The 22,983-nt window shown below is 64.2% G+C and carries 16 protein-coding genes; 6 read left to right on the plus strand and 10 right to left on the minus strand.

Translation table 11 applies throughout. From position 1 onward, the window contains the following. Nucleotides 1-121: 121 nt before the first annotated feature. Both QD208_RS16025 and QD208_RS16030 read right to left on the minus strand, forming a co-directional pair. A complete protein-coding gene (locus tag QD208_RS16025; protein WP_279837414.1) occupies nt 122-3,064 on the minus strand; it encodes an FAD-binding and (Fe-S)-binding domain-containing protein in 2,943 nt (980 codons plus the stop codon). A 62-nt stretch (nt 3,065-3,126) separates the two neighbouring features. Next, on the minus strand, nt 3,127-4,833 hold the full coding sequence (locus QD208_RS16030) for an L-lactate permease (RefSeq protein ID WP_279837415.1): 1,707 nt from the start codon (nt 4,831-4,833) through the stop codon (nt 3,127-3,129). Nucleotides 4,834-5,258: 425 nt separating this feature from the next. Here QD208_RS16030 and QD208_RS16035 point away from each other — a divergent pair, with 425 nt between their 5' ends. From QD208_RS16035 to QD208_RS16045, 3 genes are all read left to right on the plus strand, one after another. Then, nucleotides 5,259-6,029 (plus strand): FCD domain-containing protein, encoded by a 771-nt coding sequence (locus tag QD208_RS16035; RefSeq protein ID WP_054556318.1) that lies wholly within the window; start codon nt 5,259-5,261, stop codon nt 6,027-6,029. An 83-nt stretch (nt 6,030-6,112) separates the two neighbouring features. Continuing rightward, nucleotides 6,113-8,479 (plus strand): ATP-binding protein, encoded by a 2,367-nt coding sequence (locus tag QD208_RS16040; RefSeq protein ID WP_279837416.1) that lies wholly within the window; start codon nt 6,113-6,115, stop codon nt 8,477-8,479. After that, on the plus strand, nt 8,476-10,011 hold the full coding sequence (locus tag QD208_RS16045; protein ID WP_279837417.1) for a sigma-54 dependent transcriptional regulator: 1,536 nt from the start codon (nt 8,476-8,478) through the stop codon (nt 10,009-10,011). The genes QD208_RS16040 and QD208_RS16045 overlap by 4 nt, the downstream gene beginning before the upstream one ends. Nucleotides 10,012-10,074: 63 nt before the next feature. Here QD208_RS16045 and QD208_RS16050 read toward each other — a convergent pair whose 3' ends face one another. The 3 genes from QD208_RS16050 to QD208_RS16060 all read right to left on the minus strand — a co-directional run bounded on the left by QD208_RS16050 (nt 10,075) and on the right by QD208_RS16060 (nt 13,158). Continuing rightward, on the minus strand, nt 10,075-10,782 hold the full coding sequence (locus tag QD208_RS16050; protein ID WP_279837418.1) for a metal-dependent hydrolase: 708 nt from the start codon (nt 10,780-10,782) through the stop codon (nt 10,075-10,077). A gap of 292 nt (nt 10,783-11,074) precedes the next feature. Beyond that, nucleotides 11,075-11,617, minus strand: coding sequence for a gamma carbonic anhydrase family protein (locus QD208_RS16055; RefSeq protein ID WP_043335714.1), 543 nt, complete (start codon nt 11,615-11,617; stop codon nt 11,075-11,077). A gap of 197 nt (nt 11,618-11,814) precedes the next feature. Beyond that, nucleotides 11,815-13,158 (minus strand): sodium-dependent transporter, encoded by a 1,344-nt coding sequence (locus tag QD208_RS16060; protein WP_054556322.1) that lies wholly within the window; start codon nt 13,156-13,158, stop codon nt 11,815-11,817. 271 nt (nt 13,159-13,429) lie between these two features. On the opposite strand from QD208_RS16060, the gene prlC reads away from it, so the two are divergent. Continuing rightward, entirely contained in the window at nt 13,430-15,478 is a 2,049-nt protein-coding gene (prlC, locus tag QD208_RS16065; protein WP_279837420.1) for an oligopeptidase A, read from the plus strand. 147 nt (nt 15,479-15,625) lie between these two features. Beyond that, on the plus strand, nt 15,626-15,877 hold the full coding sequence (locus QD208_RS16070) for a YheV family putative zinc ribbon protein (RefSeq protein ID WP_043335719.1): 252 nt from the start codon (nt 15,626-15,628) through the stop codon (nt 15,875-15,877). A 135-nt stretch (nt 15,878-16,012) separates the two neighbouring features. Here QD208_RS16070 and sodC read toward each other — a convergent pair whose 3' ends face one another. Together sodC and metF are read right to left on the minus strand one after the other, a co-directional pair. After that, on the minus strand, nt 16,013-16,582 hold the full coding sequence (gene sodC / locus QD208_RS16075; RefSeq protein ID WP_279837421.1) for a superoxide dismutase [Cu-Zn] SodC: 570 nt from the start codon (nt 16,580-16,582) through the stop codon (nt 16,013-16,015). Between the two features lie 159 nt (nt 16,583-16,741). Beyond that, complete coding sequence (gene metF, locus QD208_RS16080; protein WP_279837422.1) at nt 16,742-17,593, minus strand: methylenetetrahydrofolate reductase [NAD(P)H]; 852 nt, start codon at nt 17,591-17,593, stop codon at nt 16,742-16,744. A gap of 397 nt (nt 17,594-17,990) precedes the next feature. Between metF and QD208_RS16085 the strand changes: the two genes are divergently transcribed. Then, complete coding sequence (locus tag QD208_RS16085) at nt 17,991-18,920, plus strand: AEC family transporter (RefSeq protein ID WP_054556323.1); 930 nt, start codon at nt 17,991-17,993, stop codon at nt 18,918-18,920. Nucleotides 18,921-18,923: 3 nt separating this feature from the next. Here the strand turns inward: QD208_RS16085 and QD208_RS16090 are convergent, their stop codons facing one another. The 3 genes from QD208_RS16090 to QD208_RS16100 form a co-directional block, all read right to left on the minus strand. Next, entirely contained in the window at nt 18,924-19,799 is an 876-nt protein-coding gene (locus QD208_RS16090; protein WP_279837423.1) for a UDP-2,3-diacylglucosamine diphosphatase, read from the minus strand. A gap of 178 nt (nt 19,800-19,977) precedes the next feature. Continuing rightward, on the minus strand, nt 19,978-21,150 hold the full coding sequence (locus tag QD208_RS16095) for a GGDEF domain-containing protein (RefSeq protein WP_215823609.1): 1,173 nt from the start codon (nt 21,148-21,150) through the stop codon (nt 19,978-19,980). 343 nt (nt 21,151-21,493) lie between these two features. Next, entirely contained in the window at nt 21,494-22,969 is a 1,476-nt protein-coding gene (locus tag QD208_RS16100) for an NCS1 family nucleobase:cation symporter-1 (protein ID WP_279837424.1), read from the minus strand. Nucleotides 22,970-22,983: the final 14 nt, after the last annotated feature.

Consider the following 22,983-nt stretch of genomic DNA (forward strand, 5'->3'; position numbering starts at 1 on the left):
ACCGCTGGTAACGCCATGCGTCCCCGGCAGCGGATGCGTACTTTACGCACGAACCACCGTGAGGGCAAGGGCTTTTTCAATAGATTGTCATCAGGGTGTCATGCATCTCGAACACCTCCCATCACCTTGGTGCCGATGCTCTATCGACCAGACCGAGAATCGATTGATAGCTGAGCCCGGAGTGCTCACTCAGCCCTATCTCGCAGGTGCGCGAGTTGGAGACCCCGTAGTCGCAATCGGCGACTACCTCCTTCAGTCCCTTCAATGCCGAGGCATTGAGCTCCGGTGTACTGAAGCCCTTGTCGCCGGCGAAGCCGCAGCAGGTGATCTCTTCCGGCACGACGACTTCACTGGCGCACTGCCGCGCCAGCGCCACGAACTGCTCTGCCAGCCCCATACGGACACTGGAGCAGGTGACATGCACCGCGACTCTCGCCTTGAGCGGTGTGATCGAGAGATAGGGCAATAGATAGTCGAGTACCAGTTGCACCGGCTCGACCAGAGTCAGCGACACCTCGAGGTGCTCGCGCGCATAGGCCTGAGCCTGTGCCAGGCACGGGCTGGTATCACAGAAGATCGGCAGCCGTCCGCCGTCACTCGCCTCCACCAGCGCCGTTGCCAGCTCGGCGGCCTTGGCATCTCCCGCCTCGAACTGCCCCTTGGACTGGAAGGCCATGCCACAGCACAGCGCCTCCAGACCTTTCGGCAGCACGACCTCGAAGCCGGCCTTGTCCATCAAGGCCAGCGCCATTCCCGTGACACTGCGCGGATCGCGATCATCAGCAGCGACCCCGAAGACACGCGTGGCGCAGGACGGGAAGTAGACGACATGCCCATTGGGCGCTGCACTGCGCCCCAGTGGCTGCGCGAGACGCTTGAGATAATCACGCGCAGCGGCGGCCGGCATGCTGGGAGTCCATTGCTGCACCCTGTCGCCGGACACCTTGCGAGCAGCCTGGGTCAGGCGGCGCATGTTGCGCGTGCCGACGGCGCCATGCAGCCCATCCGCCAGCCTGAGCACGCCACGCATGCCACTGGTGACCCGCGTGAAGTGCTCACCGGCCCAATGCGCCACCTTCACCTTGCCTGGATGATCGGCACCGGCGTTCTCCTCATGACGCAGCCCCCGGATCAGATCACCGGTATTGATACCGACCGGACACTGGGTCGCACACAGGCCATCGCCCGCACAGGTCTCCATGCCCTGATAGGCGTATTCCTTCCTGAGCACTGCCAGCTGGTCGCGCTGTGCATCATCCGGTGCCTCGAGCGCAGCCAGGCGTGCGATCTCCCGTCGGATGACGATGCGCTGGCGCGGCGTCAGGCTCAGGTTCTTCGACGGGCAGACCGATTCACAGAATCCGCACTCGATGCAGCGGTCCACCAGCGGGTCCGCCGCCGGCAATGGCTTGAGGTTTTCCAGATGCAGACGAGGATTGCGCGTCAGGATCACTTCCGGGTTGAGCAGGTTGTCCGGATCGAAGGCCTCCTTGATACGCCACATCAGGGCATAGGCATCCTTGCCCCACTCAAGCTCTACATAAGGCGCCATGTTGCGACCGGTGCCATGCTCGGCCTTGAGCGAGCCACCATATTCCTGCCCCACCAACTGCGCGACGTCATCCATCAGCGCCTGATAGCGCGCCACCTCGCCTTCGCGCTCGAAGCCCTGCGGGAAGACGAAGTGAAGATTGCCCTCCAGCGCATGGCCAAACAGGATCGCCTGGGAGTAACCATGCCGCTGGAAGACCTCCGTCAGCGCACCGACGCCTTCCGCCAGCCGCTCGATGGGGAAGGCGACATCCTCGATGATCACGGTGGTCCCCAGGTCACGCACTGCACCGACCGCAGGAAACAGCCCCTTGCGGATCTTCCAGTACAGCGCATAACGCTGCGCATCCTGAGTGAAGGCCCACGACTCGCAGGTCTCGATGCCTTCCAGCACGCGGGCAACCTCGGCCATGCGCGCCTCCAGCTCCTGATGATGCGCGCCCCGCACATCCACCAGCAGCGCGACCGCCTCTTCCGGCAGGGTGCGCAGCACGTCCGGCATGCCCGGTGCATCCTCGACAGAGCGCAGCGCCGCGCGATCCATCAGCTCCACCGCCGCGACCGGCGCCGTCTTCAGCAGCATGGTGGCGCGACAGGCCGCATCGATGCTCGGGTAGTACACCAGCGCCGCCGCCTTGTGCGGCTCCTCGATCACGGTGCGATAGGTAATGGAGGCGATGAAACCCAGCGTGCCTTCCGAACCGATCATCAGATGCTTGAGGATCTCGAGACCATCGGCATAGTCGACCAGTGCATTGAGGCTATAGCCAGTGGTGTTCTTGAGCCGATACTTGTGGCGGATGCGCTCGGCCAGCTCAGGGTCGGCGCGCACACTGGCCGCCATGCGCTCCAGCTCCGCCAGCAGACCACCATGGCTGGCGCGAAAGGCCTGCACGCTCTCCGGCGACGCCGTATCCAGGCAGGTGCCATCGGCGAGAATGACGCGCAGGTCCTCGACGGTGCGATAACTGTTGTGTGCCGTGCCGCAGCACATGCCGGACGCATTGTTGGCCGCGATACCGCCGATCATGCAGCTGTTGATCGAAGCCGGGTCCGGGCCGATCTTGCGTCCGAAGGGTGCCAGCAGCTGATTGGCACGCGCCCCGATCACCCCCGGCTGCAGGCAGATGCGACTGCCCTGCTCCAGCACCTGTGCCCCTCGCCACTCACCACCCAGCTGGATGAGCACCGAATCCGTCAGCGCCTGGCCGGACAGCGACGTCCCCGCCGCACGGAAGGTCACCGGCAACTTGCGCGCCCGGCACTCGCGCAACACATGCCCCAGCTCCTGCTCGTCATGCACCCGCACCACCAGCTGCGGCACCAGCCGATAGAAGCTGGCATCCGTGCCGTAGGCCAGGGTGCGCAGCGGATCATGGATCAGGCGCTCACCGGGAATGTGCTGCGCCAACGCCTCGCGCAGAGCGTCATAGGCAGCAGCACGCGCCTGGGGTGAGGCATGCCCACCCATGGCAGGGTGAGCAGTGGAGTCAGGGGCAGCAGCGACGGTCATGGCCAGTCTCTTTATCAGTCAGTCAGGATGTCTTTCAAGGTATCAGTCAGCACAGATCACGCTTACGGCAGCAGCGGATCACTCAGACCCACCAGGTGGAACGCCAGCATGCCCAGCACGCCGGAGGCCAATAGATAGTAGGCGGTCGGAATCGCCGTCATGCGCAGGGTACGACCCTCACGCCCCAGCAGACCGACGGTCGCCGAGGCCGCCACGACGTTATGGATGGCGATCATGTTGCCGGCCGCAGCCCCGACCGCCTGCAGCGCCACCATCAGCGCTCCCGACAGCCCGAGCTGGGCGGCGACGTTGAACTGGAACTGGGACAGCATCATGTTGGAGACCGTATTGGAGCCGGCGATGAAGGCGCCCAGCGCGCCGATGCCCGAGGCGAACAACGGGTAGGCCTGACCGAGGCTGTCTGCCACCACGTCCGCCATCACCACCGGCATGGACGCCAGGTCGTTCAGGTTGACGCCGGAGTTGATCAGGATGCGCACCATCGGAATGGTGAACACCAGCACGAAGCCGGCGCCGACCAGCGTGCGCCAGGATTCGCTGGCCGCCGCCACCAGCTGGCGAGAGGCCATGCGATGCAGCAGCAGCGTGATCAGGGCCACGAAGACCATGATGCCGCCCGGCAGATAGAGCGGCTGTATCGCGCCGGAGATACCGCTGGCACCCAGCAGGTCAGTGGCACTGAATTGCACGCTGACCAGCCAGCCCTTGAAGTCACTCGATACGCGTGAGGCGACCAGCAGCAGCGCGATCAACCCATAGGGCAACCACGCCAGCCACAGAGGCAGCGGCTTTCTGCCTGCCGCGGCGGCCTCGACATCATCACGCTCCAGCGTCAGGTCACCCAGCCAATGCTTGGGCCACTCGGCCTCGGGCGGAAAATCCCAGCTGTCCTTCGGCAGTAGAAATCCGGCACGCGCCGCTGGCACCACGAGGACCAAGCCGACCAGAGCGCCGATCAGTGACGGGAATTCCGGGCCGAGGAAGATACCCGCCGCCACGTAGGGCAGCGTGAAGCACAGGCCGGCGAACAGCGCGAACGGCGCAATCGACAGCCCCTCGCTCCAGCTTTTCTTCGCGCCGAAGAAGCGCGTCATCATCACGGTCATGAACAACGGCATCAGCAGGCCGACGATGCCATGCACGATGGCGACCTCCGAGGTGATCAGCTGCATGAAGGCCTCCCAGCTGGAATGGTTCGCCAGCAGCTGCTCACCGAGATTGGCCTTGTCGAGGCCCGCATTCACGCCGATCACGATCGGCGTGCCCACCGCCCCGAATGATACCGGGGTCGACTGGATCATCATGCCCACCATCACCGCCCCCAGCGCCGGGAAGCCGATGGCGACCAGCAACGGCGCCGCGATGGCCGCAGGCGTCCCGAAGCCGGAAGCGCCCTCGATGAAGCTGCCGAACAGCCAGGCGATGATGATGGCCTGTACGCGACGGTCGGGACTGACGGTGGTGAAGGCGCCGCGGATCACCGCGATCGCCCCGGAATGCTTGAGCGTATTGAGCAGGAAGATGGCGCCGAAGATGATCCACAGCACCGAGACGGTCACCATCAGCCCCTGCAGCGTGGAGGCCAGAATGCGCGTCAGCGACATCTGCCACACGAAATAGCCGATGGCAGCGGTGACGAGAAAGACCAATGGCATGGCGCGACGCGCGGGCCATTGCAGACCGACGAGCAGGATGCCCGCCAGCAGGATAGGGGTGAAGGCCAGCAAGGCCAGCAGTGGCTCAGACATGACGGAAACTCCGCAGGCGAATTGTTGTGATTGTTGTCTGGCACGGCAGTGAAGGACTCGGGGGTTGGCGCACCCTTGGGTCAGGCCTTCCGATAAATTGGTCATACCAATTTACCCTGATGTGCTTCGGCATAATCTAGGCGTCGCCTCGAAAGGGGTCAAACATCATGTGGTGCAAGGTATCTAGACATTGGTCAAAGCAGCTTCATTGCGTAAAATTGGTCTTACCAATTATTGATAACACTCATCTCCCACGCGAGGCGTGGTTATCACACATATTGGTAAGACCAATGTCGGCTGTGGCGTGGAATGCCCACGGGCCACACTGATCATCGGCAGCGCCGCAAGCGCCCCTCTCTTGCATGCCGCGTACCGGCATTCCAGCGTTCGGCGCCGCCTTTCACCTTTGCCGCAAGGACACTTCCATGCGTTACGCCCCCGTCCGCCAACCCCGTATCGCCGATGTACTCACCGAGCGCCTCGAAAGCATGATCATCGAGGGCAGCCTGAAGCCCGGCGAGCGCCTGCCACCGGAGCGCACCCTGGCTGAGCAGTTCGAGGTCTCACGCCCCTCCGTCCGGGAGGCCATCCAGAAGCTGGCCGCGCGCGGACTGCTGACTTCACGCCAGGGCGGCGGCACCTACGTCTCTGAAGAGCTGGCGCGCGCCTGGTCGGACCCGCTCAGCGCGCTGCTGGGTCGCCACGGAGAGTTCAATCTCGATCTGCTGGAATTTCGCGATGCGCTGGAGGGCATCAGCGCCTACTACGCCGCCATGCGCTCCACACCTGCCGACAAGGCAATGCTGCGCCAGCGCTTCGAGGACCTAGAGAAGAGCTTCGAGGGACGTGACCCGGAGCGCGAGGCCGGTGCCGATGCCGCCTTCCACCTCGCCATCGCCGAGGCCGCGCACAACGTGGTGCTGCTGCACTCGATGCGCAGCCTGTTCCAGTTGCTGGAAAAGAGTATCGTGGCCAACCTGCGCCACCTGTTCGAGAAGCCGGAATCACGCCCGCGCCTGATCCAGCAGCACCGCAGCCTGTTCGAGGCGATCATGGAAGGCCGCGCCGAAGATGCACGCAACGCCGCCCATGAGCATCTGGTATTCGTCGAGGATTCGCTGCTGGAACTGGAACGCGCCGAGACTCGTGCCCAGCGCGCCTTGCGCCGTGCCCAGGCGGCGCCGGATGGCTCATGACGCTCAGTCATGACGCTCTGGCTGAATATGGAGTTCCGGATATGCAGTGCTTGAGATGAGGGCCTGAACATGAAGGCTTGCCGATGAAGGACACGCGCCTGCCCCAGCTGTGGCGTCTCGTACTGGCGGTCGTGCTACCGCTGGGGCTGATGCTGTGCGTGTGGCAGGCGGTCTCGATGGCGCGCAGCCAGGGTCTGGAGCGCCTGGGGCATGAGGCAGACAACGAACTGCGTCTGACCGCCGCCAGCCTGCGTGGCCAGCTGAATCGCCACGCCTATCTGCCCAGGCTGGTGGCAGAGAATGACCAGCTGCGCGACTTTCTCGATCACCCAGAAGACCCCAGCGCGGAAGTGGCACTCAATCAGCGACTGGACCGCATGCGTGAGCTGGCCGGCATCTCGGACCTCTATCTGGTCGATGACACCGGCACGACCATCGCCGCCAGCAACTGGCGTTCCGCCAATACCTTCATCGGCCAGAACTATCGCTTCCGCCCCTACTGGCAAGACGCCATCAATGGCGGCGAGGGGCGCTTCTACGGGCTGGGCACCAGCTCCGGTGAGCGCGGTTATTTCTTCAGCGCTGCCGTCACCAGCCCCCAGGGCCGAAGTGGCGTGGCCGTGGTCAAGGTGCAGATAGAGGCGCTGGAGGCGGCGTGGCTCGACCAGAATGCCGACATCATGGTCACTGATCCGCATGGCGTGATCTTCATCGCCAGCCAGGCGCAGCGGGTACTGCGCACGCTGGAGCCACTCAGCGAGGAGACACGCAACCGGCTGCTCGACACCCAGCGCTATGCCAATCAGCGCCTGCGCCCACTGCGCCTGCATCATCGCGAGGCGCTGCCGGAGTTGCTGGGCCAGCCCTTTGAGTCGCGCCGCGACACGACCTCCATCGAGCTGTTGCAACTGACACCGGGGGATCTCTGGCAGCACGCCTGGTTGAGCCTGTCCCAGCCACTGCCGGATATCGGCTGGCGCCTGCATGTGCTCAAGCCACTGGCACCGCTGCGAAGCAGTATCTGGCAAGCGGCCGGACTCGCGGCCGGTGGCTATGCCTTGCTGTGTCTGCTGGCAGGGCTGGGCTGGCAGCGACTGCGCATCCTGCGTGAGCGTCGCCTGTTCGCCGAGCGCGAGCGCCAGAATCTCGCCAGCAGCCAGCAACGGGTGCGCGGCATCATCGACCGCACTCAGGCTGGCCTGTGCATCCTCGATGAGCGGGTCCGGCTGGTGTATCTCAATCCGACAGCCATTGCGCTGTTCGGCTCGCCCTTGAGTGCCGATGCCTCACCGGAAGACTCATCCCGCCAGCCCAGCGCCCGTGAAGGGCGTGATCTGCGCGAGCTTTTCCTGCCAACCGAGCGCCACCTGCTGGACCGCCTGACCCAGGCCCGCTCAGTCGGGCCGCTGGAAGTGCATGGCCTGCGCGAGGGTGTCGCGGTGCCACTGGAGCTTTCCTGCTCGCCACTGCCCAGCCCCAATGGTCCGCGCTGGCTGGTCACGGTCTTCGATGTCAGCGAACGCCGTGCCCAGGCCGAACAGCTCGCCCAGGCACGCGATGCCTTCGAGCAACGGGTGGTCGAGCGCACCCGCGACCTCGCCGCCAGCAACACGCGCCTGAGTGCCGAAGTCGAGGAGCGCACCCGCGCCGAACGCGAGCTGCGCGAGACGCGTGATGAATTGATCCAGACCGCCAAGCTGGCGGTACTGGGGGAACTGGCCGCCGGCATCAATCACGAACTCAATCAGCCATTGGCCGCCATCCGCGCCTATGCCGAGAACGCGACCGCCTTCCTCGCCCGCGCCCAGACCGCCCAGGTCGAGAGCAATCTGCGCCAGATCACCGAGCTGACCCAGCGCATGGGCGAGATCAGCGCGCAGCTGCGTCAGTTCTCACGCAAGAGCGGTGACCGCCTGGAGGCCATCGATCTCACCACCAGCCTCGACTATGCCCTGCGCCTGCTGCATGCACGCTGCGAGGCACTCGGCGTGACCCTCATTCGCGAAGCGAGTCCAAAGCTGGCGCGGGTGCGCGCCGAGCCGGTACGTATGGAGCAGGTGTTGGTCAACCTGATCGGCAATGCACTGGATGCGCTTGCCGACATGCCCCCCGAGCGCACGGAGCCCCCCAGCATCCAGCTCAACCTGCATGAGCAAGCGGGCAGCGCCGGCAATCAGGTCGTACTGGAAGTCCACGACAACGGCCCCGGCCTCGAGCCATCGCAACTGGTGCGCGTGTTCGAACCCTTCTATACCCAGCGTGCCGACGGCCAGGGACTCGGGCTGGGGTTATCGATCAGCGCGCGTATCGTCGCCGACCTCGGCGGCACCCTCGAGGCGCATCCCTCGCCGCTGGGCGGCGCACTGTTCCGGCTGACGCTGCCGGCACTCTCGATGCACTCACAACCCCCGATGCCACCCACCGCCAACCATTCACAGGAGCCGTCATGAGCGACGTCACGAATACCGACATGCAGGTGCTGGTGGTGGATGACGAACCGCATCTGCGCGACAGCCTGAGCCAGAGCCTGATGCTGGCCGATTACCGCACTCGCCCGCTGGCCAGTGCCGAGCAAGCGCTGGCGATCCTGCGCGCCGAAGCGCCCTTCGAGGGTGTGGTGGTCACGGACATTCGCATGCCGGGCATGGATGGCCTGAGCCTGCTGCACGCGGCGCATGCCGTGGATGACGAGCTGCCGGTGATCGTGATGACGGGGCATGGCGACATCGATACCGCCGTCGCAGCCATGCAGGCCGGTGCCTGGGATTTCATCGAGAAGCCCTTCGATCGCGAGCGCATGCTCGATGGCGTGCGGCGTGCGGTGGCCGCTCGCCGGCTGGCGCTGGAGAACCGCTCGCTGCGCGAACAGCTGGATACCCAGCGCAACAGCGCCGGCCCCAGGCTGGTCGGCAGCAGTGACATCATGCAGCGCCTGGATGCCCAGGTATCACGCCTGGCGGCGGTCGATGCCGACACCCTGCTGTATGGCGAAACCGGCGCCGGCAAGGACCGTGTCGCCCGCTGTCTGCACGAGCGCAGCGCCCGCGCCAGCAAGCCCTTCGTGGCACTCAACTGTGGCGGCATGCCGGAGACGTTGATCGAGTCGGAACTGTTCGGCCATGAGAAAGGCGCCTTCACCGGTGCCAGCGAGCGCCGTATCGGCAAGCTGGAACACGCCGACGGCGGCACCCTGTTTCTCGATGAGATCGAATCGATGCCGATGTCGTTGCAGATCAAGCTGTTGCGGGTGCTGCAGGAGCGCAGCATCGAGCGGCTCGGCAGCAATACGCCACGCCCCATCGATATCCGAGTCATCGCCGCTACCAAGCGGGATCTGCGCGAAGCGGCCAGCGCCGGCGAGTTTCGCGAGGACCTCTACTACCGCCTGAACGTAGTCACGCTGTATCTGCCGCCGCTGCGCGAGCATGCCGAGGATATCCTGCAGCTGTTTCGGCACTTCGCGATTCTGGCCAGTGAACGTACCAGCCTGGAAGTCCCGCCGCTGGACGCCACCACCCTGCAGGCGCTGCTGGCGCATGACTGGCCGGGCAACGTGCGTGAGCTGAGAAACTGTGCGGAACGCCATGTGCTGCTGGGCGGACTGGAGGGCAACATCGGCGACAGCATGGCGGAAGGGCGACCGCTCACCGCGGGCACGAGTGGCCCGTCCGTGAACAGCACGGAAGCCGCAAGAGAGACGGACAGAGAAGGCATCACCGCCGGCACAGGCGAGCGGCATGCATCAGACGCACCGAGGGAATCAGGCGAGCTGGGGGAACTGGAGCACAACGTGAAGGCAGCCACCCAGGCGCAATCGCTGCCGCAGCGCATGGAGGCGTTCGAGGCCGCGCTGATTCGCGAGGCCCTGGCGGCCAGCAAAGGTCAGGTGGTGATGGCCTGCGAACGGCTGGGGCTGCCGCGCAAGACACTCTACGACAAGCTCAAGAAGCACGGCCTGAGTGCCGAGCCCTATCGTGCCTGATGCATCACAACCAAGGCATCACAACAGTAACTGAGATTCGCGCCGGCCTTCAGCCAGACGGCATCAGACGCCGGCCATCAGCCGTAACAGGCCTGCACCGAACACGGACAGCGGCCCCTGCAGATGCATGATGTCCACCAGTACCGACAATGGTGGCAGCCAGGGCGTCATGGCGGCGATCACCGCCACCATCGCCAGCGAGTTGCCCGGCTCACGATAATCGAACAGCTTGAAGGCGGTGCCGAAGCTGCGCTTCAGGCGTGCGCCGACCATGTCGACGCTGTACATCTCATCGAGCAGCAGGTGGATCATGGCGCCGAACAACAGGGCCGCGCCCTGCCACCAGGCCTGCTCTTCACTCTGGCCCAGCACATGCAGGCTGGCGGCCGTCACGCCCAGCGAGCACAGCAGTGACGCCAGCAGCGAGTGCCAGATACCACGATGGACGGTGAAGCGCTTGAAGATGGCGCTGGCCACATAGCGCACGCCCAGATAGGTGGCGCCGCCCGCCATCATCAAAGGCCCCGCCAGCAGGCGGTCCTGCAGCAACAGCACGCAGGCCATGGTCGCCAACACCGCAAACAGCGTGAACAGGATACGGATGGCACGCGAGTTGTCGGAGTCGATATCCGGCAGGATACCGCCGAAGGTGGTCAGGCTCGCCAGCGGAACCCCCTCCGCCAGCGACCACAGGCCGCCCTGCCAGCCCGCCGCCGCGACAATGCCGCCGGCAAAGGCCGCTACGGTGATATGGGTACGAAAATTGGCCATGAAATACGGGTCGCGAGCCCTCGACGATGTCACTGGACCAGACGCCACACGCTGGCACTGGATATACGTCCAGATTATGACGCAAGCATTTCATGAAAAACAATGGCTTGTCCTGGTTTGTGCGCGCCACTGCCACATCTGCCTTCTAAAGCTCGTGGAAAAACCGATCCTGGCTTGTGAAAAACCGATCCTGGCTTGCGGAAAATCCGGCCCTGAAACGAGCACTCCCCCGCCGGACTGAGCCAACGGGGGAGTGATCATTGCTACGTCTGCCGCTCTGTGCGAGGGAGATTCAGTCGACGTAGTCTTCGGCCAGATGCTGATCCTTCAGCTTGACGTAGTTCACCGCCGAATAGGTGAAGAACTCACGCTCACTGTCCTTGATGGGGCGCAGTGCCTTGGCCGGGTTGCCGGCATACACATGACCGCCCTCGAGGCGCTTGCCCGGCGGCACCAGCGCACCCGCCGCGATGATGACTTCATCTTCCACCACCACGCCGTCCATCACGATGGCGCCCATGCCGACCAGCACGCGGTCGTGAATGGTGCAGCCATGCAACACGGCCTTGTGGCCGATGGTGACATCATCGCCGATTTCCAGCGGATAGCCGCCCGGATTGAAGTCACTGGCGTGAGTGATATGCAGTACCGCGCCATCCTGCACGCTGGTACGCGCACCGATGCGGATACGGTGCATGTCGCCGCGAATCACCGCCAGCGGCCATACCGAGCTGTCATCCCCGAGGGCGACATCACCCAGCACCACACTGGCCGGATCGACGAAAACCCGCTCGCCCAGTCGCGGCGTCAGGCCCTTGAAGGATCTAATGCTCATGCCTTACCTCCTGAAATAGGCAACCAGCCTACTGCGCCAAACACCGGGATGCCAATAGCGCAACGGCCTGACTCGCGTTGCGATGTTTTCGACACCCCGTCCCGACGCCCCGCTTGCAGGCTCGCCATGCCCCGCGCATCGCGCCACGCCGTGCGCTGACTCAACGCCAGATTCACGTACCGATGGCGCAAGCGGGCTTACTTGAAGAAGCTCCAGCCCAGCACGACGACGACCAGCGGAATCGAGATCCAGCGCAGCACCCAGCGCCAGGTACGGAAGAAGCCACGCGAGGTGCCGAGGCCTGCCAGCGCACGATTCTGCGGCATCACCCAGGCCGCGAAGATGGCGATCAGCAGCCCGCCGATCGGCAGGAAGAAGTCAGGCGGAATCGTCGTCACCGCATCGAAGACATTCATCTCGCCCAGCACGTGCACGTCCTTGAGGCTCGAGAAGGACAGCACCGACAACAGCCCCATCGCCCACACCGAGACACCGACCACCAGTGCCGCGTGGCGACGCTTGAGACCCCAGCCCTCCAGCACCTCGACGATGGGCTCGGCGATGTTGATCGAGCTGGTCCAGGTCGCCAGCAGCAACAGCAGGAAGAACAGCGCCAGCAGCACGCTGCCGCCCGGCAGATTGGCGAAGGCGATCGGCAGGCTGACGAACATCAGGCCGGGGCCGGAGGCCGGGTCCATGCCCTGGCTGAAGACCGCCGCGAAGATGGCGATCCCCGCCAGCAGCGCCACACCGATATCCAGTGCCGCCACGGCGATCGCGGCCGTCGGCAGGCTCTGGCGCTCCGGCATGTAGGCGCCGTAGGCCATCAGGGCACAGGCACCGACCGCCAGAGTGAAGAAGGCATGCCCCATGGCATTGAGCATCACGTCCAGCGTGATGGCACTCGGATTGGGCATGAACAGCCAGCTCAGCGCGGGGCCGAAGCCGGGCGTGCTGATGCTGTAACCGGCCAGCGCCAGCAACAGCACATAGAGCAGCGGCATCATCAGGTTATTGAGGCGCTCGAGCCCGGAAGAGATACCGGCGGCCACCACACTCATCGTCATCAGCATGAAGACGGTGTGGTTGAAGGTCATCGTGACCGGGTCTTCCAGGAAGGCACCGAAGGAAGCGCCGATCTCCGGCGGGCTCATGCCACTGAAGTCACCCTTCAGCGAATCGACCAGATACTCGATCGACCAGCCCGACACCACCGAATAGAACGACAGGATGAAGAACATGGTGATGGCGCCGAACAGCCCCAGCCAGCGCCAGTGCGGGGTGCGTCCGCCGCTGACGGCCAGATGGGCCAGCGCCTGCATCGGTCCGCGACGTCCGGCGCGCCCGATCATGATCTCGGCCATCATCACCGGCAGCCCCAGCAACAGCACGAAACCGATATACAGCAGCAGAAACGCGGAACCGCCGTTCTCGCCGGTCATGTAGGGGAAGCGCCAGATGTTGCCCAGCCCTACGGCGGCGCCGGTCACGGCCAGAATGAAGGCTCGGCGACTGCCCCAGCGTTCGGTGGTTTCGCTCATGTCTGCTCTCGTGGTCTCGGTACGGGGGAAGGATACGGGCCCCACTCAGGGGCCAAGGCCAGCAAGATAGCAGCCGTACCGGCCTCGGCCAATGCGACATGCGCGTGGCGACGCCCGCCTATCGAGGCGATAGATTGAATAACACGCGCCGAGGCCTCACATTCTAGGTATCCCCGCGGCAGCGGTGACGCCGTTTTCACGGCGCTATTGATGCGCAAGTTCTCCTTTACCGCTCACCGCTGCCGCCCACCCGAATGACGCGAGGTACATGATGTCGATCAATCCCCTGCTGGAACGCAACACCCTGCCCCCCTTCGACACCCTCAAGGCCGAGCATGTCGAGGACGCGATCAGTGAGCTGCTGGAGCACAACCAGCAGGAGATCGAACGCCTGATCGAGGCCACCCGCGATGACACGCGCTGGGACAACTTCGCCGCGCCGCTGGAAGCGCTGGGTGACCGCCTGAGCCAGGCCTGGTCGCCGGTCTCGCACCTCAACTCGACCATGAACTCGCCCAAGCTGCGCGAGGCCTATCAGGCCTGTCTCGCCAAGCTGTCGGCCTACTCCACCTGGGTGGGTCAGAACAGCGACCTGGCCGCGGCCTATCAGCGCCTCGCGGACAGCGATGAGTTCGCAAGCCTCGATGAAGCCCAGCAGAAGGCGATCACCAACAGCCTGCGCGACTTCCGTCTCGCCGGTGTCGACCTGCCGCAAGATAAGAAGCAGCGCTACGGCGAGATCCAGGCGCGCCTGTCCGAACTCTCCAACACCTTCTCCAACCATGTGCTGGATGCCACCCAGGCCTGGCACAAGGATGTCGGCGAAGAGGCGCTGGCGGGCGTACCGGAAAGCGGCCTTGAAGCGCTCAAGGCCAATGCCGAAGCCAAGGGGCTGGAAGGCTATCGCATCACCCTGGACTTCCCGAGCTTCTTCCCGGTGCTCAGCTATGCCGACAACCGCGAGCTGCGTGAGGAGGTCTACACCGCCTTCGTCACGCGCGCCTCGGAGAAGGGCCCCAACGCCGGTGAGTTCGACAACGGCCCGGTGATCGAGGAGATTCTGGCCCTGCGTCAGGAACTGGCCGCGCTGATCGGCTTCGATGACTACGCCTCGCTGTCGCTGGCGACCAAGATGGCCGACTCGCCGGCGCAGGTCATCGCCTTCCTGGATGACCTCGCCACCCGCGCCGTGCCGCAGGCGCGTGAAGAGTTCAACGAGCTGGCGGCCTACGCCACCGAGAGCCTAGGCATCGACGACCTGCAGCCGTGGGATGTCGGCTATGCCAGCGAGAAGCTGCGCGAGTCGCGCTACGCGATCAATCAGGAACAGCTGCGTCCCTACTTCCCGGCGCCGCAGGCCATCGACGGGCTGTTCGAGGTCGTCAACCGCCTCTACGGCATCACCTTCAAGCAGCGTGACGTGCCGGTATGGCACGAGGACGTCAGCTACTACGAGGTGGTCGAGAATGACACCCCGATCGCCGGCTTCTATCTCGACCTCTACGCGCGTGAAGGCAAGCGGGGCGGTGCCTGGATGGATGAGTGCCGCGTCCGTCGTCGCCGCGAGGATGGCAGCCTGCAGTTGCCGGTCGCCTACCTGACCTGCAACTTCACCCGCCCGGTGGGCGATCGCCCGGCGCTGCTGACCCACGATGAAGTGGTCACGCTGTTCCACGAATTCGGGCACGGTCTGCATCACATGCTGACCCGCCAGGAAGTCGCCGAAGTCTCCGGCATCAACGGCGTGGCCTGGGACGCCGTCGAGCTGCCCAGCCAGTTCATGGAGAACTTCTGCTACGAGCGTGAAGGGCTGGATCTGATCGCACGTCACGTCGACACCGGCGAGCGCCTGCCCGATGACATGCTCGAGCGCCTGCAGGCAGCCCGCAACTTCCAGGCGGCGATGACCATGGTCCGCCAGCTGGAGTTCTCGCTGTTCGACTTCCGCCTGCATCATGAGCTCGACAAGCCGTCGGCCAGCGATGTCCAGGCGCTGCTCGACGAGGTGCGCAGCAAGGTCGCCGTGGTGCCGGCGGTCGAGTTCAACCGCTTCCAGAATGGCTTCAGCCATATCTTCGCCGGCGGATACGCCGCGGGTTACTACAGCTACAAGTGGGCCGAGGTGCTGTCGGCTGACGCCTTCAGTGCCTTCGAGGAAAGCGCGGTCTTCGATACCGCCACTGGCCAGCGCTTCCGTGACGAGGTACTGGCTCGTGGTGGCTCGCGTGATGCTGCCGAGCTGTTCCGCGCCTTCCGTGGCCGTGACCCGCAGGTCGATGCCCTGCTGCGTCACTCCGGCATCGGTGCCCAGGCGGCCTGATCTCGCCCTGTCTCGGGATGGCGCAAGCCTGACCACGAGCTGCTGACCATGCGCCCCTGACCTTTACCGGTCGGGGGCGTATCATATGGCGCATCATCCGCCCGAGGCGGGATTGCCAGACCTACCCTGACCCTGACTGGAGGCACCATGTCTACCATCAAGCGCTTCATCGCCGGTGCCGTCTGCCCGCGCTGCGGAGCAATGGACCGCCTGCGTACCTGGGAGCAGAACGAGACCCGCTACCGTGACTGCGTGTCCTGCGACTTCTTCGAACAGCAAGCCATCGAGGAACCGCCGACCCTCGCCGAGATTTCCACGCGCGTGAGCGACCCCCGCGAGACGCCGGCGAGCGATGAGGTTCAGCCGGTGCGCATTCTGGACCCCGGCAAGCTGCACTGACATCTGCTGTAGCGCTGCGACATGAAAAAGCCCCGCCAATTGGCGGGGCTTTTTCATGTCATCTCGGCAGGTGGCTCAATTGACCACAGACCAGTCGACCGCAGATCTGTCGACCATCGTTCAGTCGACCACACATCAGTCAACTACACCGCAGGCGACGCGCGAGCCGCCACCGCCCAGCTTGGGCGTATCGGTGTAGTTGTCACCGCCGGAGTGGATCATCAGCGCATGGCCGCTGAGATCACTTTCATTGAGGCGCGGTGCCAGCACCGGCAGCGAGATCTTGCCATCGGCATCGACGCTCAATGCCGGAAGGTCACCGAGGTGGCCATCACCGTAGGGGCCCTGGTGGGTACCGGTCTCTTCTGGATCGAAGTGGCTACCTGCCGCGGCGGCGGCGACGGTCTCGCCATCCTTCTCGGCCGGTTCGCAGCTGGCATTGGCATGCAGGTGGAAGCCGTGGATGCCGCTCTCGAGCCCCTCGATCTTCGGCGTCAGCAGCAGACCATCATCGGTATCCTCGGCCATGACACTGCCGACGGACTCACCGACGCCATCACTGCTGACGCGATGCATTTCCACCTCGGTGGCGGCCTGGGCGACGCCGCCGAACAACCAGGCGCCGAGCGCCAGCGTCGCGGCGGTCTTGAGGGGCTTTCTGGACGAGGTCGTAAAGGATGCCGTGTGCTGTGTCTCGTGATTCATGAGCAATCTCTCCATCACTGAGGCCGGCGTCACTGCCGACGCCTTGAGTGGCTTGCGGGCCGCTGTCACAAGCGGCTACCCGTCAGACCTCAGGGCGAGCGACGTCACATTCAATGCCGCTCTTCCAATTACTTGTCGCGCACACCCGGCGCGCGTGACTCAACGAGAAGAGATACCCAGATTTTCCAGCACCTTGAGACACGGCTCGGCCTGATTGAGGGTATAGAAGTGCAGGCCCGGCGCGCCGCCATCCAGCAGACGCTGACTCATGCGCGAGATCACCTCGGTGCCGAAGGCCTGGAGGCTCTCGCTGTCATCGCCATAGCTCTCGAGCTGCCGGCGAAGCCAGCGCGGGATGTCCGCCCCGCAGGAATCGGAGAAACGCGCCAGCCGGGTGTAGTTGGTGATCGGCATGATCCCCGGGATGATCGGCTGCTGAATACCGGCGGCACGCGCGCGCTCCACGAAGTGGAAGTAGGCATCGGCATTGAAGAAGTACTGGGTGATGGCGATATCGGCGCCGGCCTGCATCTTGCGCGCGAAGTTCTCGAGATCGCTGTGGTAGTTGTCGGCCTGCGGATGGCACTCCGGATAGGCTGCCACCGCGATCTCGAAGTGATCGCCAGTCTCCTCGCGCACGAACTCGACCAGCTCATTGGCGTAACGCAGCTCGCTGCGCGAGCCCATCCCGGAGGGCAGGTCCCCGCGCAACGCCACCAGTCGCTTGACGCCCTGCTCACGATATTGCGCCAGGATCTCACGCAGCTCACCGCGGTCGCTGCCGACACACGACAGGTGCGGCGCGGTGCAGATGCCGCTGGCGCTGACCGACTGCACGGTGTTGAAGGTGCGCTCACGCGTGGAGCCACCCGCGCCATAGGTGACGGAGAAGAATTCCGGCTCCAGCGCCGCCAGCTGATCGCGAACCCCCTTGAGCTTTTCACGTCCGGCCTCGGTATTCGGCGGGAAGAATTCGAAGCTGATCCCTGACGGATGTTCGATTGCACTCATGGGGCGGCCCTCGTGGTCGTCGTGTCCGGCATTGATGTCGTTATCGCCGCACACTTCGCGGTGCGCGTGCAGCAATACACGTCCGGCGCGTCACGCCACCGCCCCTGTACTGCATATCGAGCATTCTGACCGCCGCCGCCGACCCCGGCCAATGAAAGGTTTTCGCCTCAACTTCAATACCATTCATATAAGAAAATGCGTGTTTATAACCATTGCTGACAGTGGCGTCCTGCCCCTTAGTCCTGTCCCTCAGTCCTGCCCCTCACCAGCCGCGCAACCACGCGATGCGCAGCCGGATCAAGGAAAGACGCAATGCGCGACATTCATGGGATGACGCTGACAGGGGCCACACGGCATGATGAGCCAAAAGGACAATGATGCTTCACAAGGAACCGTGATGGACCACATCGATCTGCAGCAACCGCTCTGGATGCTGATCACCTTCGTCGCCCTCGGCGCCCTCTGTGCACGCCGCCTGGCGATCGACCCGCGCCCCATCGCCACCTTACTGATCTATGTGATCGCGCCGCTGACCTTCTTCCGCGGGCTGGTGCTCGGCGAGCCATCGCTGAGTGATCTGGGCCTGACGCTGGGACTGTTCTCGCTGGCCAGCAGCATCTGCCTGCTGGTGCGCCCGCTGGCCGCGAAGTTCTTCCCGCCGCAGGAAGCCGCCCTGCTCGCCTTCTCCTCCGGCACTGGCAATACCGGCTACTTCGGCCTGCCGGTCGCGATGCTGTTGCTGCCGCCGGAAGGCGTGACCCAGTACCTGTTCTGCCTGCTCGGCATCACGCTGTATGAGTTCACGCTGGGCTTCTACGTCAGTGCGCGCGGGCAGTTCTCGATGCGCCAGAGCCTGGTCAAGATCGTGCGTCTGCCGCTGATCTACGCCTTTCTGGCCGCCCTGCTGGTGGGGACGCTGGGGCTCGAGGTACCGGGGGCGGTGATGGAGGGACTCGACTACTTCAAGTACAGCTACACGGTGCTGGGCATGATGATCATCGGCATGACGCTGGGCGGGGTCAGCCTGCGCGAGATCGACCCGCGCTTCATTCTGGCCGCGACCGGTCTGCGCTTCGTGATGTGGCCGCTGCTGAGTCTGGGCAGCGTGATGCTGCTGGGCAGCCTGTTCGCCCTCGACCCGGTGCTGGCGCAGGTGTTGCTGCTGCTGGGCGTGGTGCCGATGGCCGCCAATGTGGTCGTGCTGGCCATCGAGCTGAATATCCAGCCGGCCAAGGGCGCGATCGCGGTGATGCTGACCACCCTGGCGGCGCCGCTGATCATCCCGCTGTATTTGTCATGGATGCTGGCGATCAGCGGCCTGGGGTGAGGCTCAGGCGCCCGCCATCTCGGGCGTGACGGCGTCGGGCGTCGCGGCCGGCGCCTGACGCGGCATCAGATGGCGCGGCGCCGTCTCGAGGATCTGACCCTGCCAGTCAATCAGGTGCAGCGCGCCTTCGGCATCTTCCGCCAGCGCGGTGCAGTGCTCGACCCAGTCGCCGTCGTTGCAGTAGAGCACGCCTTCCTCGACCCGGAAGCCCGCCTGGTGGATATGCCCCCCGACATAGCCATCCAGCCCTTCGAGACGCGCCTGGCGCATGGCGGCTTCCTCGAACTGGGCCACATAGCGCTGGGCGGTGCCGCTACGACGCTTGAGCGCGCTGGCCAGCGACCAGTACGGCAGCCCGAACATGCCACGCGCGCGGTTGCACCAGCGATTGAGCGACAGGATGAAGCCGTGCATGCCATCGCCCAGCTTGAGCAGCCACGGCGCGATACGCACATGGGTGTCGAATTCATCGCCGTGGGAGACCAGCAGGCGACGACCGCTGCCGGTGGTATGGATCGCGCGCCGCTCGATGCTCACGTTGTGCAGTTTCAGGCCACACAGGCGACGGAAGGCGGCATCATGATTGCCGGGAATGTAGATGACCTCACAGCCACTGCGCGCCAGACGCAGCACCCGCGCCACCAGCGCCTGCTGGTCCTTGTCGAGCACCGCACGCTTGCGCATCGCCAGCAGGTCGACGATATCGCCGACCAGATACAGGCGTTCAGGGCGCACGCGACGCAGCAGCTTCGCAAGCAGCGCCGCCTGGCAGTCCGAGGTTCCCAGGTGCACATCGGAGATGAACAGCGTGCGAACCTGACCGAGAGCGTCGGGAGCAGGCGGCATTTCATCACGGGGAGCCGATTGCGGAGCGGTCATGTCAGTCACCTCTGGGTTGCCAGGCGGAATCGACAGGCGAGGCCCAGATGGCCCCTGTCGTTGCCCAGCAAGACTGAGGGGAAGCGATGACATACCCGTAACAGCGACATGAAAAAGCGATGACAGCCATTGCCATCAATCACTTGCAGCATGAATGAGGGGAAGATCGCGGGCTTTCTCACGCCTGGGGGTCGTTGGCGCCCGCCATGGCCCGCCGCCGAGCGCGCTTCTGACGATACATGCGGTCATCCGCGATATGGATCAGGTCATCGACATCCACATCGCCCTGCAATACCGGGTCGTGGGTGACGCGCCCGATACTGACCTCGACCGGGAAGGGAATTTGCTGCTCCAGGCGTTGCTCCTGAAGATGGCGCATCAGCTGGGTCGTCGCCTGCTGGCTGGCCATATCACAGGCTCCGGGCATCACGACCAGGAATTCATCGCCGCCCAGGCGGCATGCCAGACCATCTTCACCGGCCGCCTGGGCGACACTCCGGGCCACCAGCTGGATCAGGCGATCCCCCTCGGCGTGCCCGAAGCTGTCGTTGACGTGCTTCAGGCGATCGACATCCACGAACAGGATCGACATGCATTGCCGGGTGCTCGTGCTCTCGGCCAGCATCCGCTCGAGAAAATCAAAGCCGAAACGGCGATTGGGCAGCCCCGTCAGCAGATCATGATTGGCGCGGTATTCCAGCTCGTTCTGCTGAGTGAGCAACCGCTGATTCATGTCGTGCAATTCGAGATTGCGCGCCTCCAGCGTGCGCTGCAGCCGGATGGTGCGATGGAAGGTCGAGGCTCGGGCATGCGCCAGTGCCGGCGCGATGAAGAGGGTCCCCAGGATGTAGGCACCGCCAGCGCCGGCCAATGTCGTCAACGACAAGGGACTCAGCCACACATAGATGGGCACATAACACAGTATCAGCGGCAGGCTGCTGGCCAGCTGGTAGCGCCAGCCCCACACCAGCCAGGCGGGCATGGCGATCAGCATGCAGGTCGAGAAACTCAGGTTCCACAGCGTCAGCGTCAGTGCATCCGGAATCAGCGCGGCACCGAAGCAGAAGAACAGGTTGGCGGGTATCGCCCCGGCCAGCAGGATCTTGTCCGAATGCACGCCGCCGCGGCGCAGCTGGAGGATGCACAGCAGGCAGCAGAGGAAGATGATCAGCCGCCCCACCCACAACGCCTGCCAGGCAGACGGCACCTGGAAATAGTCAAACAGCAGGAAGCAGGCGAAGCACGCCATGGCGAACATGATGAAGGTATTGTTGATTCGCGTGCGATAGTGCTGCGCTTCGATATCCGAACCGTCCCTGCCCGGCAATATCAGATGTTCATGAAGCAGCATGTTCCATCCTCGACACTCGGTAGCATCAACCAATGTTACACCGCGCGCAGAGCACACCTCACTGGAATAAAGAGTTGATCAGTAAACGCAAGATTACCGACTGCCTGATAGAACAATGTGCTGTGTCATCAGGCCGGGCAGGCGAAGCAAGGGCAAAGACGCGTCGCAACACGAATGTGCCGGCAACACGAATGTGCCGGCAACACGAACGAAAGCGCCCTGCTGTCGTCATCCATCTCGGTGGCGACAGCAGGGCGCTGAAGGTAAAGCCAAGGCAATGCCAGGTCACGGCCAGGTCACGGCCAGGTCACGGCCAGGTCACGGCCAGGTCATGGCCTGAGCGTCATGACATCTTCTGGCGTACCCCGGCCGGCACATAGATGCGTGCAGAGGCGGCATCTCCCAGCCAGTACCCCGAGAAGACGCCATAAAGCCCTGTCGCCATCAGCCCGCCGATGAACAGCGTGAAGTGGGTGATGTCGCCCAGCGGCAGGAAGCTGATGATCAGCGTCACCGCCGAGGAGACCAGCAGCGCCTTGACCGCCGCGACGTTGACGCCCTTCTCGAAGAAGTACTCGCCTTCCGCGCTGTCGGTGAACAGCGCCTTGGTGTTGATGCCGCCCTTGTTGACCAGATAGTGGTCAAACAGGATCACGCCATACACCGGGCCGATGGCTGCGGCGAGGATGCCCACGGTGTACTGGATGATCTCCGGGTTGTTGAACAGATTCCACGGCGTGATGAAGATGGAGCCGACGGCGGCGAGCATGCCGCCCATGCGCCAGCTGATGCGGGACGGTGCCACATTGGAGAAGTCGAACGCCGGTGACACGAAGTTGGCCACGATGTTGATGCCGATGGTCGCCAGCACCAGGGTCAGGATGCCCAGCGCTGCCGCGACGCCATTGTCGATGCGGGCGACGGTCTCCATCGGGTCATGCAGCATCTCGCCGAAGATGGGCTGCGTGCCGGACACCACCACCACGGTGATGACGGCAAACAGCAGGAAGTTGACCGGCAGGCCCCAGAAATTGCCGCGCTTCACATCCCCAGGGGTAGCGCAGTAGCGCGAGAAGTCCCCGAAGTTGAGCGTCGGCCCCGCGAAGTAGCCCGCCACCAGCGCCGCGGCGATCACCATCTGCCACAGGGCGTCGCTGCCCGAGAGCGTCTTGCTGCCCAGCGTGAAGCTGATGTTGTCCCAGCCGGCCTGCCAGACGATCCAGCCCGCCAGCGCGAACATCACCACATAGACGGCTGGCCCGGCGAAATCGATGAAGCGACGCACCGCATTCATGCCCCACCAGAACACCAGCGCCTGCAGTACCCACATGAACAGGAAGCAGTACCAGCCCAGCTGCGAGAGCCCGAACAGCTGGGTCTCGGTCAGCCCTTCCAGCGACGGCACGTAGCGCAGCAGCACCAGCATCAAGGCATGCGCCGCCAGATACGTCTGGATGCCGTACCACACCACCGCGATCAGCCCGCGGATGATCGCCGGAATGTTGGCACCATAGATGCCGAAGGACTGCCGGCAGACCACCGGGAAGGGCACCCCCGTCTGCTGGCTGGGCCGCGAGATCAGATTGGCGAACACCTGCACCACCAGAATGCCGACCAGCATCGAGACCAGAATCTGCCAGCTGGCCAGCCCCAGGGTGAACAGACTGGCGGCAAAGACGTAGCCACCGACGCTGTGCACATCGGACATCCAGAACGAGAAGATGTTGTACCAGTTCCAGTTCTGCTCGCAGGGGGCGAGGTCCTCATTGATGAGCCGCTTGCTCGCGTTGCTCAGATCAGGGGGAGTCTGGGGTGTCATTGTTGTCTCCAGAG

Source organism: Cobetia sp. 29-18-1 (genome assembly GCF_029846405.1).
Lineage (GTDB): Bacteria > Pseudomonadota > Gammaproteobacteria > Pseudomonadales > Halomonadaceae > Cobetia > Cobetia amphilecti.